At 65.4% G+C, this 16,347-nt stretch carries 15 protein-coding genes; 6 read left to right on the top strand and 9 right to left on the bottom strand.

What is annotated here, in order from left to right; all coding sequences use genetic code 11:
- Positions 1-70: 70 nt before the first annotated feature.
- From PWP93_RS20565 to PWP93_RS20585, 5 genes are all read right to left on the bottom strand, one after another.
- Positions 71-1,381, bottom strand: coding sequence for an MFS transporter (locus PWP93_RS20565; RefSeq protein WP_421045735.1), 1,311 nt, complete (start codon positions 1,379-1,381; stop codon positions 71-73).
- 67 nt (positions 1,382-1,448) lie between these two features.
- Entirely contained in the window at positions 1,449-2,663 is a 1,215-nt protein-coding gene (gene tcuB / locus PWP93_RS20570) for a tricarballylate utilization 4Fe-4S protein TcuB (protein ID WP_421045736.1), read from the bottom strand.
- Positions 2,650-4,059 carry an FAD-dependent tricarballylate dehydrogenase TcuA gene (gene tcuA, locus PWP93_RS20575; protein ID WP_421045737.1) on the bottom strand — a complete coding sequence of 470 codons (1,410 nt, stop codon included), beginning with the start codon at positions 4,057-4,059 and terminating at the stop codon, positions 2,650-2,652. The genes tcuB and tcuA overlap by 14 nt, the downstream gene beginning before the upstream one ends.
- A gap of 73 nt (positions 4,060-4,132) precedes the next feature.
- On the bottom strand, positions 4,133-5,074 hold the full coding sequence (locus PWP93_RS20580) for a LysR substrate-binding domain-containing protein (protein ID WP_421026712.1): 942 nt from the start codon (positions 5,072-5,074) through the stop codon (positions 4,133-4,135).
- 95 nt (positions 5,075-5,169) lie between these two features.
- Complete coding sequence (locus PWP93_RS20585) at positions 5,170-5,340, bottom strand: hypothetical protein (protein ID WP_421045738.1); 171 nt, start codon at positions 5,338-5,340, stop codon at positions 5,170-5,172.
- A 52-nt stretch (positions 5,341-5,392) separates the two neighbouring features.
- Between PWP93_RS20585 and PWP93_RS20590 the strand changes: the two genes are divergently transcribed.
- Positions 5,393-6,736 (top strand): MFS transporter, encoded by a 1,344-nt coding sequence (locus PWP93_RS20590; protein WP_421045739.1) that lies wholly within the window; start codon positions 5,393-5,395, stop codon positions 6,734-6,736.
- A 1-nt stretch (position 6,737) separates the two neighbouring features.
- Here PWP93_RS20590 and PWP93_RS20595 read toward each other — a convergent pair whose 3' ends face one another.
- Positions 6,738-7,532, bottom strand: a complete 795-nt coding sequence (locus PWP93_RS20595) for an IclR family transcriptional regulator (RefSeq protein WP_421046143.1) — start codon at positions 7,530-7,532, stop codon at positions 6,738-6,740.
- Positions 7,533-7,661: 129 nt separating this feature from the next.
- Here PWP93_RS20595 and PWP93_RS20600 point away from each other — a divergent pair, with 129 nt between their 5' ends.
- The 4 genes from PWP93_RS20600 to PWP93_RS20615 all read left to right on the top strand — a co-directional run bounded on the left by PWP93_RS20600 (position 7,662) and on the right by PWP93_RS20615 (position 12,470).
- Complete coding sequence (locus PWP93_RS20600; protein ID WP_421045740.1) at positions 7,662-8,465, top strand: molybdate ABC transporter substrate-binding protein; 804 nt, start codon at positions 7,662-7,664, stop codon at positions 8,463-8,465.
- Positions 8,466-8,673: 208 nt separating this feature from the next.
- Positions 8,674-9,453 carry an enoyl-CoA hydratase/isomerase family protein gene (locus tag PWP93_RS20605; protein ID WP_421045741.1) on the top strand — a complete coding sequence of 260 codons (780 nt, stop codon included), beginning with the start codon at positions 8,674-8,676 and terminating at the stop codon, positions 9,451-9,453.
- Positions 9,454-9,466: 13 nt separating this feature from the next.
- Entirely contained in the window at positions 9,467-11,560 is a 2,094-nt protein-coding gene (locus PWP93_RS20610) for an acetate--CoA ligase family protein (RefSeq protein ID WP_421045742.1), read from the top strand.
- 220 nt (positions 11,561-11,780) lie between these two features.
- Positions 11,781-12,470, top strand: coding sequence for a CBS domain-containing protein (locus PWP93_RS20615; RefSeq protein WP_421045743.1), 690 nt, complete (start codon positions 11,781-11,783; stop codon positions 12,468-12,470).
- 148 nt (positions 12,471-12,618) lie between these two features.
- Here the strand turns inward: PWP93_RS20615 and PWP93_RS20620 are convergent, their stop codons facing one another.
- Complete coding sequence (locus tag PWP93_RS20620; RefSeq protein ID WP_421045744.1) at positions 12,619-13,122, bottom strand: lecithin retinol acyltransferase family protein; 504 nt, start codon at positions 13,120-13,122, stop codon at positions 12,619-12,621.
- Positions 13,123-13,401: 279 nt separating this feature from the next.
- Between PWP93_RS20620 and PWP93_RS20625 the strand changes: the two genes are divergently transcribed.
- Positions 13,402-14,388 carry a zinc-dependent alcohol dehydrogenase family protein gene (locus PWP93_RS20625; protein ID WP_421026721.1) on the top strand — a complete coding sequence of 329 codons (987 nt, stop codon included), beginning with the start codon at positions 13,402-13,404 and terminating at the stop codon, positions 14,386-14,388.
- A gap of 274 nt (positions 14,389-14,662) precedes the next feature.
- On the opposite strand, the gene PWP93_RS20630 is transcribed toward PWP93_RS20625, so the two are convergent.
- Both PWP93_RS20630 and PWP93_RS20635 read right to left on the bottom strand, forming a co-directional pair.
- Positions 14,663-15,163 carry a universal stress protein gene (locus PWP93_RS20630; RefSeq protein ID WP_421045745.1) on the bottom strand — a complete coding sequence of 167 codons (501 nt, stop codon included), beginning with the start codon at positions 15,161-15,163 and terminating at the stop codon, positions 14,663-14,665.
- Positions 15,164-15,241: 78 nt separating this feature from the next.
- Positions 15,242-16,081, bottom strand: a complete 840-nt coding sequence (locus PWP93_RS20635; RefSeq protein WP_421045746.1) for a universal stress protein — start codon at positions 16,079-16,081, stop codon at positions 15,242-15,244.
- Positions 16,082-16,347 lie beyond the last annotated feature (266 nt).

Consider the following 16,347-nt stretch of genomic DNA (forward strand, 5'->3'; position numbering starts at 1 on the left):
CAGGGAATATTGACCCAGGACGCCCTAAACGAAAATTGCAATTTTTCGAAGTATTGATGTTAAAAGCTGATCAATTCCGGAGTGCAAGGGCGGCGCCGCCCCGGCGATACAGCGCGAGGGTGGCGACGAGCCCGCATGCGGCGGCGAAATCCAGCCAGTAGCCCGGTGCGGCCTTGTCGCCGGTGATATCGATGAGATACGTCGAGATGGCGGGTGTGAAGCCTCCGAAAACCGCGGTGGCGAGACTGAACGCAAGCGAGAAACCGGCCACGCGGACCTCGGCGGGCATGACTTCCGTGAGCGCTGCGACTGCCGCGCCGTTGTACATGCCGAAGAAAAACGAGAGCCATAGCAGCACGGCGAGCATGCGGCCGAAGCTCGGCGCCGATGCAAGCCAGGAGAGCGCCGGATACGACGTGCAGATGGCCAGCACCGTGATGGCGATGAGAATCGGCCTGCGGCCGATGCGATCCGAGAGCGCCCCGCCGACCGGCAGCCAGAAGAAGTTCGACAGGCCCACGCACAGCGTGACGATCAGGCTATCCCCGGTGGTGAGTTTCAGAACGGCTTTGCCGAAGGTCGGCGTATAGACCGTGATGAGGTAGAAGGTGGTGGTCGTCATGGCGACGAGCAGCATGCCGGCGAGCACCGTCCGCCAGTTTTGCAGCATCGTGGCGAAGACTTCGCGGGCGCGCGGATGGTGCGTGCGCGCCTTGAATGCGTCGGTTTCCTGCAACGTGCGCCGCAGCACGAAGATAATCGGCACGATCGCGCAGCCGACGAAGAACGGAATGCGCCATCCCCATGCGCCGATTTCGCTGGCCGCCATCAGATGATTGAGCAGATAGCCGAGCGCCGCCGCGGCCACGATGGCGACTTGCTGGCTCGCGGATTGCCAGCTCGTATAGAAGCCCTTGTGCCCCGGCGTCGCCATTTCCGCCAGATAGACCGAGACGCCGCCCAGCTCGGCGCCCGCGGAAAAGCCTTGCAGCAGGCGTCCGAGCAGCACGAGAGCGGGCGCCAGCAAGCCGATCGTCGCGTATCCGGGCACGCACGCGATCAGGATCGTGCCGCATGCCATGATCGAAAGTGTGACGATCAACCCTTTGCGTCGGCCTGCTTCATCGATGTACGCACCCAGCACGATCGCACCCAGCGGACGCATCAGAAAGCCCGCTCCGAACACGCTGAAAGTGAGCATCAGCGAGGCGAACTCGCTCTTCGATGGGAAAAAGATGTGCGAGATGGTGGTCGCATAGAAGCCGAAAAGAAAGAAGTCGAACTGCTCCAGAAAATTGCCGCTGGTCACGCGCAGGACCGCGCCGAATTTCGACGTTCGAACCTGCGCGTTATCCCCGGCGTTGAGCGTTGAGGGATGCATGAGTTGTCTCCGTGGTTGTGTTATGCGAGTGCGCTTGCCCACCGAAAGTATTTCGGTGGGGGCGCCATCAATCCGAGCCGAGCTGCAGGCGGCTGGCTTGCCGCTTTTCGATCGATGACTTGAGAAGCGCTGCGCTGCGATAGATCCCGTGGGCGAACTTTCCGTAGGGCAGCGTGGCGAAGAGCGCCATCACGACGCCGAGGTGAAGGGCCAGCAGCCAGGCCATCGCGGCGCTATCGCGCCACGCGAGGAGCGCGAGGCCCGAGGCGCTGGTGAGCAGCAGCAGCGCGATGAAGCCGCGGTCCATCGGACGCTGCTTCGGGTCGCCGCGGTCCGGGTCGCGACGCAGGTTGAGCCAGAGCAGGCCCGCCGGTCCGGCGAGCAAGCCGATTCCGCCGGTCGTGCCGAGCAGCACGGGCAGGCTGAGCACCGGGTAGGGCGCGTGGAGGTCGAGCGCGTAGTGATAGAAGGTGGCCACCACCGTTGCCGCGAAGCACAGCATGAAGCCATAGAAAGTCAAATGATGAAAACGCCGCCGCGCGAGCGTGAACGCATCATTCGATTCGTTGCAGCCTTCGCCATGGCCCCCGTCGAGATACGTCAGGGTGAGCGCATGCTTCGCGGCCTCGGCGACGGCCGGCGCGCTGGCCGGTCCCGCCGACACGTCACGCCAGAATCGCGACACGCCGACGCCGAGCGCGAGGATCGCGAAGCAGAAGACCGCGCCGAACATCGCCGCGAGCAGGTTATGCGGGAAGATCGCGTAGAAGTTGCCGCCCAATGCGCCCGCGAACAGCGAGCCCTTGAACCCGATGCCAAGCGCCAGAAAGAGGGCGAGCCCGATCGCGAGCGCAAGCGCGACGGTCAAGCCATTGCGCTTGTAGAGCGCACCCATCGATGCGGGCCACGCATACTCCGCATAGGTTTCGACGCGGACCTTGGCCATTGCCTTCGGCACGTTCACGGCGAACTCATGGGGCGGCGCGTACTGGCAAGCGTGATAGCACGCGCCGCAGTTGTGGCACAGGTTGGCGAGATAGTTGACGTCCGCCTTGGCGAATTCGAGGCGCCGTGTCATCGCGGGAAAGACCGCGCAGAATCCTTCGCAGTAACGGCATGCATTGCAGATCTGCATCTGCCGTGCGACTTCCGCTTCATTTTGAGTGAGGGGGAGCACGCGGATGACCGGCGTCGCGGGCTCGCTCATGGCGGTGCGCGGGACGGCGACGGAAGGCGAGGCGAGTTCTCGCGCCTCGCGGGCAAGTGCTTCAAGCTTTTGCACGTTCAACTCCAGTGTGATGAGCAGCGGCCATCGCGGCGCGTGTGCCGGCAATGCGTCCGAACGCGGTGCCGATCGACATGCCGACGCCGGCCGTATAACCCTTGCCGAGCACGTTGCCGGCCATCATTTCCCCTGCTACGAAAAGGTTTTCGCTCGGGCGTCCGCCGAAATGGACCTGGGCGTGTTCATTGACCTTGAGCCCCAGATAGGTGAACGTGATGCCCGGGCGCAATGCATAGCCGAAGAAGGGAGGGGTATCGATGGGCCGCGCCCAGTGTGTTTTCGCTGGCACGAGACCTTCGGTGCGGCAGTCGTCGAGTGCCGTGTGATCGAAGGTGCCGGCGCGGCACGCGGCGTTGTAGGCGCGAATCGTCTCGGCGAACGCGGCTTCGGGAAGATTCAGTTGACGCGCGAGATCGTTTGGCGAATCGGCTTTCGCGCCGGGAAAGACCGGAGGCATGAAGCGCCCGATGGCCTTCGCGTCGATGATCGAGTAGCCGATCTGGCCCGGCTGCTGCGCGACGAGCCGCCCCCAGATCGCATAGCGCTTTGGCCAGAAGTCTTCGCCTTCGTCGTAAAAACGCTGTGCGTCGCGGTTGACGACGACGCCGAGCGACACGCAGTCGATGCGCGTGCAGATGCCGCCATCATAGAGCGGCGCACGCGCGTCGATGGCCACGCAGTGCGACTGCGACGGATCGCCAATCGCATCCGCTCCCGAGTCGATCATGTGCTTGAGCAGGACGCCCTGATTGAAGCGCGTGCCGCGAATGAGAAAGTTCTCGGCGGGCCATTCGCCGCGCTCGTTTTGTCCCCACGCTTCTCGCAGCCATTCGCGATTCGATTCGAATCCGCCGGCTGCGAGCACGCAGGCGCGTGCCTCGAAACGTTGCCCGCCGCTGCGCGCCGCGACGAAGCGGCCCGCGTCCAGTTCGATTACGTCGACAGGCGTGTCGTAGCGGATCTGCACGCCGAGCGCTTCGGCGCTGCGGTAGTAGGCATTCACGAGCGCCTTGCCGCCGCCCATGAAGAACGCATTGGTCCGCGCGACGTGCAGGGCGCCGGAAAGCGGCGGCTGAAAGCGCACGCCATGCTTGTGCATCCACGGACGGCACGTCGACGAGGCCCGGATCACGAGCCGCGCGAGCGCCTCGTTCGTGATGCCGCCGGTCACCTTGAGCAAGTCTTGCCAGTATTCCTCTTCCGGATACGCATCGACCAGCACGTCCTGCGGCGCGTCGTGCATGCAGCGCAGGTTGCGAGTGTGCTGGGAATTTCCGCCGCGCCATTCGCGCGGCGCCGATTCGAGAAGCAGGACAGAGGCGCCGGCTTCTCGCGCCATCAAAGCCGCACACAGCGCGGCATTGCCGCCGCCGATTACAAGAACGTCCACCATCTGAGTTGTCTCCTTTGAGACAACTATAAGAAGCGCCGGTGGGCGCCGCCATCAGGGGGCCGGCAAGGGGTCTTCAGGCCTTGTGAAGGGTGGGTCGACGCAGGGTTGCGCCAGGCCAGCGGCCAGCGGCGAGTGTATCGCGCGCGACGTCGGCGAGCACGACGCGTGCGGCAAGGCCGGCAGGCGAAAGCTCGTCGTCCGAGACGCTCGCGATGAGGTTCGGTCTCGTCGCGTATTTCTCGACCAGCGGCACGCTCGCCAGAGATGCGTTCTCGGCGCGTGCGAGCGCCGCTCCGGGCTGAATCGTTGCGCCGAGTCCGCCGCGCACGGCGTCCATGAGCATGGCGAGACCGTCGATCTCGGCGGCGATGCGCGGCGCGTAGCCGGCGCGCTTGAAGGCGGCGTCGAGCAGGGCGCGAAGGCCGTGTGCGCCGCTTGGCAGAATCAGCGGCAGGGCGCCCAGCTTCGCGATCGAGGTTCTCGGCCGCTCAGGCATGCCGGGCAGCGTCGCCGCACCGATCACGAACAGGCGCTCATCGAGCAGGGGCATGACGCTCCAGCGTTGCGCGGGCTCTTCGCGGAACAGGATCGCCAGATCGATTTGCCGTGCGCCGAGCATTGCGCCCAGATAACCGGAGAGGCTTTCGACCATGCGCAGCCGCACGTCGGGATAGCGCTCGCGCATCGCCTGCATGAACGCGAGCCCGAGCACCCCTGCCGTGCTGGGCGCGAGCCCCACGCTGACGTGGCCCGAGAGGCGCGCCTGGCGGGCGGCCAGGGCGGCGTCGTCGATGTGGCGCAGCGCGAGTTGCGCCTGACGCCAGAATGCGAGACCTGCATCGGTGGGCACGACGCCGCTCGAGGTTCGCTGCAGCAGGCGCGTGGAGAGCTCGCTTTCCAGCCTGCTGATCTGCTGGCTGAGCGCCGACGTGACGACCCCCAGCTCGAGCGCCGCCCGGCCCATGCTGCCGTGTTCGATGACGCTGACGAAATATCGTAACTGCCGGAGTTCCATCGAAAGTCTCAGAGTTTGCGGTTCCGGAAGACCGGTTCGCGCGCATCCAGCGTAATGTGATTGAGCGCGACACCTTCATCTGCCCGCAAAGCAGGTTAATTTTTCGGTCGAAGCGCGCCGCCGCCGAGCCGATTGTAAACCTCGAGATGGCTTTCGGGCTTGCGCGCAATGATCACGTCCCCATGGTGCTCCGGCCCGGTTGCGTGTTCCACACAGTGGAACGGCTCCCTTGGCGTTCTTCGTGCGGCAACCATAATCGTGTTCATGCGGGATCCGACCGGACGGTCCGGGCGGCAATCCACATTCCGCAGCCAATAAATGACCGGAGACACCATGCAAGCAGTGACAAGTCCTTCGCCCGAGGCGACGGCCGTCCAGCATTCGATGACCGAAGCGGTATACCGCAAAGTGACATGGAGGCTGATGCCGCTGCTCTTCGTCTGTTATGTGTTTGCCTATATCGATCGGGCAAACATTGGTTTTGCCCACCTTCAGTTCCGGCGCGATGTCGGTTTGTCCGAGGCGGCGTTCGGACTTGGCGTGGGGCTCTTCTATCTCGGCTACATGCTGCTGGAGGTGCCCAGCAATCTCTGGTTGCAGCGTATCGGCATTCGCCTGACGCTGTTGCGCATCATGACCTTCTGGGGCGTGGTGTCGGCCTGCACGGCATTCGTCCGCACCCCTATGGAGTTCTATCTCGCTCGCGTGCTGCTCGGCGTGGCCGAAGCGGGCTTCTTCCCCGGGGTCATCCTTTACTTCACCTACTGGTTTCCCGCCGCGCGGCGGGCCCGGGTGACGTCCCTTTTCATGAGCGCCATCTGCGTGTCAGGCATTGTCAGCGGGCCGGTGTCGGGGCTCATCCTGGAAAAGCTCACCGGTGCGCTCGGATTGAACGGCTGGCAATGGATGTTCATCATCGAGGGGGCGCCATCCATTTTGGCAGGCGTGGTTGCCTGGCTGTGCCTGACCGATAGGCCCGAAGAGGCGCGGTGGCTCAATGAGCAGGAAAAGGCCATCGTGCTCGATGCGCTGCACCGCGAAGCCGCACTGAAAGAAGCGCGTGCGCCGAAATCCATCTGGGTCGCGCTTCGGGAGCCGAAGTTCTACTTCCTCACCTTTGCCTATTTCAGCGTGCCCTGGGCCAGCATCGTGGTTCATATCTGGGCGCCGAGCGTCATCAAGAACAGTGGCGTGACGAACTTCTGGCATATCGGTGCGTTGTCGGCGATTCCGTACATCGTTGGCGCTATTGCGATGTATCTGATGGGGCGCAGCTCCGACCGCAGGCTCGAACGGCGCTGGCATTTCATGGTCAGCTCGGCGCTGGCCGCAGTGGGCGTCGTGCTGCTGCCATTGTTCGCACATAACGTCGGTGCATTGATGGTGCTGCTGTGTGCCGCCACCGCGGGCTATCTCGGCATGCTCTCGCTCTTCTGGACCTTGCCGCCCGCCTATCTGAGGCCTGCGGTGGCGGCGAGCGGCATCGGCCTCATCAGCAGCCTCGGGCAGTTTGGCGGCATGCTCGCGCCAACGGTCATCGGCTTTGCTTCCACGCGGTTCGGCAGCAATGCGCCAGGGCTTTATGCCGTCGCGCTCGTCTCCATACTCGGGGGGCTCGCGATCGTGCTGGGCGTGCCGAGGCGCGCAATCAGCGAACAGTAACTCAGCCTGGCTCGAGCACCGCCACCGCATGAACGATAGCGTCGCGCAACTGCAGGAGCGGCGCCGCGAGCGCGGTCGAGACGCCGGATGGCGTGTCGGTCGTGCGCACGCTGAAATTCAGCATGACCGGCTGATGCCCCGGCACGATCAACGGCGTGGCAAGCGCGACAACTTCGGGCTGCCAGGTTGCCACGCAGTAACCCAGACGGCGCACCTGGTCGATGGCTTCGAGGATCTGCGTTTTCACGGGTTTCCAGCGTCGGCTGCTGCGGCGCTCGAGCGATGCGAGCCGGGCTGCGCGCTCGTCCTCGCTCAAGGTCGACAAATGCGCGCGTCCTAGCGCGGTCAGCTCCATCGGCACGCGCTGGCCGGAGACCACGGTGCGCAGCGCGGCTCGCTGGTTGTAGCGGAAGGACTCGAGATAGACCATGTCGTCGCCATCGGCCACCGCGAGGCCCGCGTTGATCTGGCGCTTTTGCGCGGCTTCGCGCATCAGCGGCGCGCCCGCCTGCAGGACTTTCGATCCTGTGCGCATGGCGTGCGCCACGCTCAGTATCGGCACGCCGAGCCGGTAGACCTGGCGCGCGGCGTCGTGTTCGAGAAACCCGCACTCCACCAGCGTGCGCGCGAGGCGGCTCACCGTGGCCTTCGGCAATCCGGTGCGCTCGACGAAGTCGCCGTTGCCGAGCGCATCGGCGCCTGGGCCGAAGGCCCGCAGCAGTAGCAGCCCCCGTTCGAGAGAGCGGTTCAGTACGGTGTCAGGCGCCGTGCGAAGGGCCTTTTCAGAAGCATTCATCGTGTCGGAAGCAAAGGAGTGCATGGCGCACGCGGTGCCGGCCCAGCGCCCCGGCTCGCACAAACGAAGCGGATCGGACCATTGCAGGCCGCCGTGGATTGTCTTCACCAACAGGAGCGATGTGAACCCATGAATATCCCCATCAAGCGCGCTGGTTTGCGTATTGTTGCACCGATACTGCTTTCGCTGTGCGGTGCCTTGACTGCGCAGGCCGCAGACGTCCATGTTCTTGCGACCGGGGCATTGTCGGCGGCCTTTCGCAAGATCGTCCCGGCTTTCGAAGCATCGACCGGCAACAGGCTGATTCTGTCCTGGGGGCCTTCATACGGCAATTCGCCAGACGACTTGCCGGTGCGCATCAGGAACCACGAGCCGATGGATGTGTGTTTCATGATCGGCGCGGCGCTCGACGAGCAGATTCGCCAAGGTTATTTCGTCGAGGGCACGCGCACCGACGTCGCGATTTCACGCATCGGCATCGCCGTGCGCGCGGGCGTGCCGAAGCCCGACATTGGCTCGGTCGACGCGGTGCGAACGGCCTTGCTCGGCGCGCACTCGATTGCGTTCTCGGAGGGCGCGAGCGGCAAGTACATCACCGAGACGCTCTTTCCGAAGCTCGGCGTGGCCGATGCCCTGCAACGCAAGACGGTTCAGATCAAAGGCAAGGAGCTGGTCGGCGTGGCGCTGAAACGTGGCGAGGCAGACATGGGCCTGCAGCAGATCAGCGAGCTGCGCGCAATCGACGGCATCCAATACGTCGGGCCGCTTCCCGAGCCGCTGCAAAAGGTGAGCGTGATCGCCGCAGCCGTCGCCCCGCATGCCGCGGAGCCCGACGCCGCAAGCGCGCTGATTCGCTATCTGCAGACGCCCGAGGCGAAACGCATCCTCGAGCAGGCCGGCCTTGATCCGGTCGGAGGCCCGGCTTCGCAGTGAACGGCGCAGTGCTGCGCCGTGCCGCGAGGCGCGCGCACGCGAGGGTACGCGAAGGTACGCGAGGGTACGCGAAAGCGGCCTTGTTCCATGCAGTGAAACGCGCCCGATGCCCGTCGCAAGCGCCAAGGCTATGCTTCATCACACGATGCGCCGCCTCGCAGCGCGGGGCCATCCTCCAACTCATATCGTCCGAAGAGCCGTAACAACCATGAATACATCCATGATCGAGTTTGCAGTGGAATCGGGCATCGCGCTCATCACCCTGAACCGGCCTGAAAAGCGCAACGCCATTACCGACGACATGCGCTCCGAACTCATCACCCTGCTCGAAAACGTGGCGCGCGACGCCGCCGTGCGGTCCGTCGTTCTGACCGGCAACGGCAAGGGATTCTGCGCAGGCGGCGACGTAAGCGGCATGGCGCAACGTATGCAAGCGCCAGCCGGCGAAGTGGCGTTCAATGGCTGGTCGCGCCAGCAGCGCGTGCATCACAGCGTGAACCTGCTCTACTCGATGCCCAAGCCCACCATCGCAGCGGTAAACGGGGCAGCGGCAGGACTGGGCGCCGACATGGCGCTGGCCTGCGATTTCATCATTGCCTCGGAAGAAGCCAGCTTCGCATGGAGCTACATCCGGCGCGGATTGATTCCGGATGGCGGCGGCCTGTATTTCCTGCCGCGGCGCGTGGGTTTGCCGCGCGCGAAGGACCTGATCTTCAGCGGCCGCCGCGTCGAAGCGAAAGAGGCGCTAGAAATCGGTATCGCCGATCGGGTGTGCGCACCGCAACGTCTGATCGAAGAGGCCCGCGCCTGGGCGCTGGAGCTTGGCCAGGGCTCCGCTACGGCGCTGGCGCTCGGCAAGGCCATCCTGAACCAGAGCTACGAATTGTCGGCACATCAGGTATTCGCTCAGGGCAGCCAGGCGCAGGCGGTCTGCTACACGAGCCGCGAGCATCGCGAAGCCGTGCATGCATTCCTGAACAAACAATGATAAGGACACCAACATGAACGGAATTTCCCATCTGATGCGTCCGCAAAGTGTTGCGGTGATCGGTGCATCCGCCGATCCTTCGAAGACCGCTGGCCGGCCGGTTGCGTACCTGAAAAAGCACGGTTTCACGGGGACCGTCTATCCCGTCAATCCACGTTATGAGGCCATCGACGGGCTGAAGTGCTACCCGGACGTCGCATCCCTGCCGGCTGCGCCCGACGTCGGTATCGTGCTGCTCGGCGCGGAGCGCGCGCATCTCGCAGTGGGAGAGCTGGCGAAGCGCGGCGCACGCGCGGCAATCGTGCTCGCGAGCGGTTATGCCGAGACCGGTGCGCAAGGCGCCCAACGCCAGGCTCAACTCCTGGAGGCGGCGGGCTCGATGCGGCTGCTCGGGCCGAATACGATCGGCCTCGTCAACCTGACGGACGGCATCACGCTATCGGCGAGCGGCGCGCTGGAAGCCGATGGCTTGCTGGCCGGCAGCATCGGCGTGGTGTCGCAGAGCGGCGGCATTCTCGGTGCGCTGCTCTCGCGCGCGGCGGCGAGCGGCATCGGGCTCTCGAAGCTCGTATCGACCAGCAACGAAGCCGATCTGGACATGGCGGACTTCATCGACTATCTGGTTGACGACGATGCCACGTCCGTCATTGCGTTGTACATGGAAGCCGTGCGCCATCCGCAGCGCTTCCGTGCCGCTGCGTTGCGCGCCAGGCAAGCGGGCAAGCCGGTGGTTGCGTTCAAGATCGGACGATCGGAGTCCGGCGCCCGCTCGGCCGTCTCGCACACCGGCGCGCTGGCCGGCTCCGACCGGATGTACGACGCGTTGTTCCGCCAGACCGGCGTGATCCGGGCCGGCACCTTCGCAGACCTGCTCGACCTTCCCAATGCGCTTTCGGTGGGCCGGCACCCCGCAGGCAAGCGCGTCGCCATTCTGACTTCGACGGGCGGCGCCGGCACCCTGGTCGCCGACAGTCTGGGCGTGGCAGGCTTCGAAACGCCGCCGCCCGACGAGACGACCGCAGCCCGTTTGCGGGCGCTGCAAACGGGCGACCACGCCGTGCTCGATCGCAACCCGATCGACGTCACGCTGGCCGGCCTGCAGCCCGAGTTGCTGCGCGGGGCAATCCGCACCCTGCTGGACAGTCCGGGCTATGACGCGGTCGCCGTCATCGTCGGCTCTTCGGGGCTGGCGATGCCCGATCTGATGGCCAACGCCATCCGGGATTCATTGCCCGGCACGAACAAGCCCGTGGTGGCTTACGTGAGTCCGCACGCACCGGCCATTACCCGTTTGCTGAATCGCGAGGGGGTGCCGGCCTTTACCAGCCCGGAGAGTGCGACGAGCGCAATCGAAGCGATGTGGCGGTACGGCGAGACATTGCGCCAGGGCCGTGACGGGCAAGCGCCGCTCCCGCGCGTCGAACCCGACGCGCTCGACCTGCTATCAGGGTCTCTCGATGAAGCCCAGGCGAAAGCACTGTTCGCGCGGTTCGGCGTGCCGTCGGTTAGAGAAGTCGTGGTCGGCAGCGCGAAGGAGGCCGAAGCAGCGGCATCCACGCTCGGCGACAAGGTCGTGCTGAAGCTGCTCTCGAACACCATTACGCACAAAAGCGATGTCGGCGGCGTGGCGGTCGGCGTCCCGGCCAGCTCGGCCGGCGCACGGCTCAACCGGATGCGCGACGATGTCGAGACGGCAACGGGGACGCCCGTGCAGGCTTTCCTCGTTCAGGAAATGGTGACGGGAGGCGTCGAGCTCATTCTCGGTCTGCACCGCGACCCGCTGGGTACGGCCGTGCTTCTCGGCATGGGGGGCGTCACGGCGGAGCTGATCAAGGACACGTCGATGCGCATGCTCGATCCCGAGTCCGGTCTCTCGCGCGAAGACGCGTTGGCACTGATCCGGGAACTCAAGACGTTTCCATTGCTCGACGGATTCAGGGGCCGACCGCGTGCGGATATCGATGCGCTTGCATCGGCGATCGTCGCGTTCGCGCGCATGGCGGCCGCGGCCGGTTCGCGTTTGCTCGAGGCGGAGATCAATCCGATCTTCGTATTGCCAGACGGGCAGGGCGTCAGGGCGGCGGACGGTGTCGCGGTGATCGGCTAAGGTGTCAGCGGCGACAAGCGCGCTCTGCATTGCCATGAAAGAGCGCCCGCCGCGCCGTTGGCGAGAAGCCTCTGTTCATATCAAGCCGATTGCCATCACGCCACGGCCGGCGCGCCGTGCGATCCCTGCCGGGATCAATTGATCAGCATCAAGATAAAGTGGCCGTCGAAGCCTACATTGAGTGTGGTCGAAGTGCTGACCTATATCGAGGAGAACACTCATGCAAGCATCGGACATCATGACCACGGACGTCGTGTCCGTCGCGTCCACCGCAACCGTATTCGAGGCGGCCGAACTCATGGCGAAGCATCACATCAGCGGCTTGCCGGTCGTCGACGAGGCCGGAACGATCATCGGTCTCGTGAGCGAAGGCGATCTGTTGCGCCGCGTGGAGACGGGGACCGGCAAGCCGCAGCGTTCGTGGCTCGCGGAGTTCCTGTATTCGACCCGCAAGCTCGCGGCGGAATACCTGAAGGAGCATGCCGTCAAGGTCAGCGACATCATGACGGAGAACGTAATTTCCGTGCTTCCGGCCACGCCGCTTGCCGAAGTCGCGGACTTGCTCGAGCGGCATCACATCAAGCGGGTGCCGGTGGTGGCGGACGGAAAAGTGCTCGGCATCGTGAGCCGCTCGAACCTGGTCGCGGCGCTCGCGCGCGCGGCGCAGGCCGGCCCCGAGGTGCTCGCTTCCGACGAGGCGATTCGCCAAAGCGTGTTGCATGCGCTCGATGGGCATCGCTGGGCGATGCCGGCGGATAACATCGTGGTGAAGGACGGGGTGGTCCATCTTTGGGGCACCGTGACCTCCGAGGAAGAGCGCAAGGCCATATCCGTGTGCGCCGAACGCGTCGCCGGCGTGAAGGGCATCGAGGACCATCTCGGCTATCCCACGTACTTCACGCCTATGTGAGCAATGGAGGCGAGCGGGGCGGTGCGGCGCGGCAAGCGGCCGTCGGGGACGGCGCTCGTCGCGCGGCGGCGCATGTCGTTGCCGCGCTGGACTTGCGCCTGGCCTGGTTCGCGCCCAGTTCGATGCGTGCGCAAGTCGTCAATGTGGATCAGCTCATCGCCGGGACCGAGGCTTCGATGGTCCTGCCCGATGAGGCTTGCATCCAGTCACGGACCACCTTGCAGAGGAGCAGCGTGCACAGCACGCGCATGGCGCGGGCGGGGTTGCGCATGCAGGCATCGACCTGATGGCTGCGTCCTTGCCCGAGCACGCACCAGAGGCACAGGTGCTCGCAGTTGTTGGTCAGCAGCTTGTAGTTGTGCTCGCCGAGGCGAGATGCCGCGCGGCGCGCGATTTCGCGGCCGGTGTATTGCGCGTGTGGATGCTGGACGAGCTGGAGACCGAAACCCGCCGAAAAATCCTCGATCGAGATGACTTCGACCGGGCCGCTGCCGAGATGGCGGGAAAAACCGGCGTAGTGAATGACGCGGCCGTTTCCGATGTAGATGCCGTGATGCACATAGCCTGGCCGCCGCGTGGCGAGATGGGCCCCGACGGACAGATCGCAGGTGAACAGGACGTCTGTGCATTCCGATTCTTCGCGCTGGCCCATGATGGCTTGCTCCCGAACAGTGTGACGATCCGGATGCGACTGAAGCCGGGTCTTGCGGCATGGCCCGTGCGCAGTTGCTCTCGTCACGCCTTAAGTATTGGTTTTGGGGCGGTCGGCAACAATCAGCGCTAGCTGAGATTGGCGTGTGATGTGTAGTGTCGGTGTCGGAAATTGCCTACGCTGGAGGCGTGTGATGCTGATATCGAATCGGGAATAACGGGAAGAGCGAGAATTGGCGCAGTGCCGGAGCATTCATTCCGGATCGACGGGAGATCGACGATGCGAGCCATGCTATTCGACGGTGCGAGTCCGCAGTTGCGGGAGGCCGATGTGCCGGACCCGGTTCCCGCGGCGGGCCAGTTGCTGATCGACGTTCATGCCTGCGGCGTGTGCCGCACCGACCTCCATGTGGTCGACGGCGATCTGCCGCACCCGAAGCGGCCGGTGATTCCGGGGCACGAAATCGTCGGCACGGTGGCGGCGCTCGGCGCCGGCGTCACGGGCTTCGCGCCGGGCGACCGAGTGGGGGTGCCGTGGCTCGGCCACACTTGCGGACAGTGCCGCTTTTGCCAGCGCGGGCGTGAAAACCTTTGCGACGCGCCCGGCTTCACGGGCTACACGATCGACGGCGGCTATGCCGAGCGCACGGTCGCCGACGCGCGTTATTGCTTCCACTTGCCGCGCCAGTACGGCGATATCGAAGCCGCGCCGCTTCTGTGCGCCGGGCTGATCGGCTACCGCACGCTGGCGATGGCGGGCGACGCGCCCTGTATCGGCATCTACGGGTTCGGCGCCGCGGCGCATATCGTGGCGCAGGTCGCGCGGCATCAGGGGCGCACGGTGTATGCGTTCACGCGTCCAGGCGACCTCGACGCGCAGCGTTTCGCGCGGCGCCTGGGCGCGGCGTGGGCGGGCGGCAGCGACGAGACGCCGCCCGAGCCGCTCGATGCCGCGCTGCTATTCGCGCCGGTTGGCGCGCTGGTGCCCGCCGCGCTGCGCGCCGTGACCAAGGGCGGCACGGTCGTGTGCGGCGGCATTCACATGAGCGACATTCCATCGTTTCCGTACGCATGGCTGTGGGAGGAGCGCCGCATCGTTTCGGTGGCGAACCTCACACGCGAGGACGGCGCGGCGTTCATGGCCATTGCCGCAAGACACAAGATCGAGATCGAAACCACGGCCTGGCCGCTCGCGCGGGCGAACGAGGCGCTCGCGGACCTGCGCGCGGGCCGCTTCACGGGCGCCGCGGTGCTGACGATGCGCTAGGGTCTGTTCACATTGGAAACAGGCTTGCGCTGGCCGCCAGAAGGGCCGAGCGCGAGGATTGCGACGAAGCGAATACTCGACGTATTCGTGAGGAGCACGACGCGGCGATCGGCCCTTCTGGCGGCCAGCCCCTGGAATGAAATTGTTGATTTGGGGAACGTGCCTTTCCGGCCGCATTGCGATGTGAACAGACCCTGGACCCCAAGGGTCGTTGCAGGCATCGCAGCCGGGCAACGGGGTGGTGGTGCAACGGTGGCGTTCGCCTGCGCGAGACTCATGCCGTCACGCTTGCCGGGCGGTCATCGGTCGTTTTGGCCTCGGGCGCTGCGGCCCGTGCGGGCACCAGCAGCACGGGGCGGCACGCACTGCGCAGCACGCGCTCCGCGACGCTGCCAAGCACCAGCCGCCGCACGCCGCGGCGTCCGTGCGTGCCCATGACGATCAGGTCCGCGCTCCACTCGGCGGCCACGCGTTCGATGCATTGCGCGATGTCTTCCACGCCCAACTCGACTTCGGCCGTGCGCGGCGCGCCTTTCACGCCCGCGGATGTCATGCGCGTCTGGGCGTCGGTGCTGATCAGCCGGCTCTCTTCGACGTACGCATCGCGGACGATCGAGGGATCGAAGCCCGGCACGTCGTAGGCGAGCACCGGAATGTCGATCACATAAAGGGGCTGCAACTCCGCGCCGTGATCGCGCGCGAGCTGGATCGCGGCATCGAGCGCTGTGGAAGCGGTCTGGCTGCCGTCGAGTGCAACGAGAATGCGGGAATACATGGTGTGCCTCCAGGCTCGTCCGGGGATGCGGGAAGAGCGGCTTGCGGGACGTGTGAGGAGCGTGAGATGCGCGGCCGTTCAATGGGACATGAGCACGGGCAGCGTCATCGTGCTCAGGATCGAGCGCGTCGCGCCGCCCAGCACCGTTTCCTGTAGCCGCGCGTGGCCGTATGCCCCCATCACGAGCAGGTCGAAGCCGCCATCCGCAGCGTAGTTGAGCAGGGCGTCGCCGGTGGATTCCGAGGCGCCGCGGTCGATGTGCGCGATGTCGACCGTGTTCGCGCCATGGCGTGCGAGCATGGCCGCCAGATCCGTGCACGAAGCCGGAGAGGCCCCGGACTTGAAGGTGCTCGACGTGGCGGCAATCGTGACGTGCGCGGCGCGCGCGATGAAAGGAATCGCATCGTGAACCGCGCGCGCCGCCTCGCGGCTGCAGTTCCACCCGATCAGCACGCGCTCGCCGACCGATTCGAAGTAGCCGGTGTACGGCATCACGAGCACGGGGCCGCCGGCGCCCAGCACGATGGACTCGGCGAAATGATCGGCCACGTAGGCCTCCGGTTCGTTCAGATCGGTTTGCCCGATGATGGTCAGGTCGGAACTGCGGCTGCGCTGCGTGACGGCGGCGACCGGTTCGTCCCCGGCGGCCAGCCACACGCCCTCGACCTGCGCGCGCGCAAGCTCCGCATGGAACAGCCGCTCGATCGCGGCGCGCTGCTCCGCGCGGAGCTTGCGGTGCGCGTCGTAGTAGTCGGCGGTGCCCGCCATGACATGGAACTCGCGCGGGCTCGGCTCGAAGACGGCGAACAGGCCGTTCAGATGCGAACCATACGTGCGCGCAAGCTTCAAGGCGAGCGAGAGCCGTGCGCTGGCGCGCGCGCTCGTATCCAGATGAACCGTCAAGGTCTTGTAGGTCATGGCAGGACTCCGGGAAGGAGGAGTGGCAATCGGGCGAGCGGCAATCGGCCAGCAATCGCGGGCCAGCAATCGCGGCCCAACCCGAAGCGGGCGACGAATTGATTCGAGTCTAAGAATGGGCGACCCATCGCCCTTGATTTAAATCAAGCGTCTGCTCGTGGCGAACGACCGCGCGACAGCGCGGCGTCAACGCGTCGGGCGGAAGCCCTGGCATTGAGCCAGATCAATTGAGAAAAGCCGCGTGTTCTTAGATTGAAGACGGAGCG

Origin of the sequence: Paraburkholderia sp. A1RI-2L (genome assembly GCF_048957375.1) — a bacterium.
In the GTDB taxonomy this organism is placed as follows: domain Bacteria; phylum Pseudomonadota; class Gammaproteobacteria; order Burkholderiales; family Burkholderiaceae; genus Paraburkholderia.

What these genes read in the sequence shown, in the direction of transcription:
- PWP93_RS20565 (WP_421045735.1), bottom strand. Translation starts at nt 1,381, where the DNA reads ATGCATCCCTCAACGCTCAACGCCGGGGATAACGCGCAGGTTCGAACG.
- tcuA (WP_421045737.1), bottom strand. Translation starts at nt 4,059, where the DNA reads ATGGTGGACGTTCTTGTAATCGGCGGCGGCAATGCCGCGCTGTGTGCG.
- PWP93_RS20580 (WP_421026712.1), bottom strand. Translation starts at nt 5,074, where the DNA reads ATGGAACTCCGGCAGTTACGATATTTCGTCAGCGTCATCGAACACGGC.
- PWP93_RS20585 (WP_421045738.1), bottom strand. Translation starts at nt 5,340, where the DNA reads ATGAACACGATTATGGTTGCCGCACGAAGAACGCCAAGGGAGCCGTTC.
- PWP93_RS20590 (WP_421045739.1), top strand. Translation starts at nt 5,393, where the DNA reads ATGACCGGAGACACCATGCAAGCAGTGACAAGTCCTTCGCCCGAGGCG.
- PWP93_RS20595 (WP_421046143.1), bottom strand. Translation starts at nt 7,532, where the DNA reads ATGAATGCTTCTGAAAAGGCCCTTCGCACGGCGCCTGACACCGTACTG.
- PWP93_RS20600 (WP_421045740.1), top strand. Translation starts at nt 7,662, where the DNA reads ATGAATATCCCCATCAAGCGCGCTGGTTTGCGTATTGTTGCACCGATA.
- PWP93_RS20605 (WP_421045741.1), top strand. Translation starts at nt 8,674, where the DNA reads ATGAATACATCCATGATCGAGTTTGCAGTGGAATCGGGCATCGCGCTC.
- PWP93_RS20610 (WP_421045742.1), top strand. Translation starts at nt 9,467, where the DNA reads ATGAACGGAATTTCCCATCTGATGCGTCCGCAAAGTGTTGCGGTGATC.
- PWP93_RS20615 (WP_421045743.1), top strand. Translation starts at nt 11,781, where the DNA reads ATGCAAGCATCGGACATCATGACCACGGACGTCGTGTCCGTCGCGTCC.
- PWP93_RS20620 (WP_421045744.1), bottom strand. Translation starts at nt 13,122, where the DNA reads ATGGGCCAGCGCGAAGAATCGGAATGCACAGACGTCCTGTTCACCTGC.
- PWP93_RS20625 (WP_421026721.1), top strand. Translation starts at nt 13,402, where the DNA reads ATGCGAGCCATGCTATTCGACGGTGCGAGTCCGCAGTTGCGGGAGGCC.
- PWP93_RS20630 (WP_421045745.1), bottom strand. Translation starts at nt 15,163, where the DNA reads ATGTATTCCCGCATTCTCGTTGCACTCGACGGCAGCCAGACCGCTTCC.
- PWP93_RS20635 (WP_421045746.1), bottom strand. Translation starts at nt 16,081, where the DNA reads ATGACCTACAAGACCTTGACGGTTCATCTGGATACGAGCGCGCGCGCC.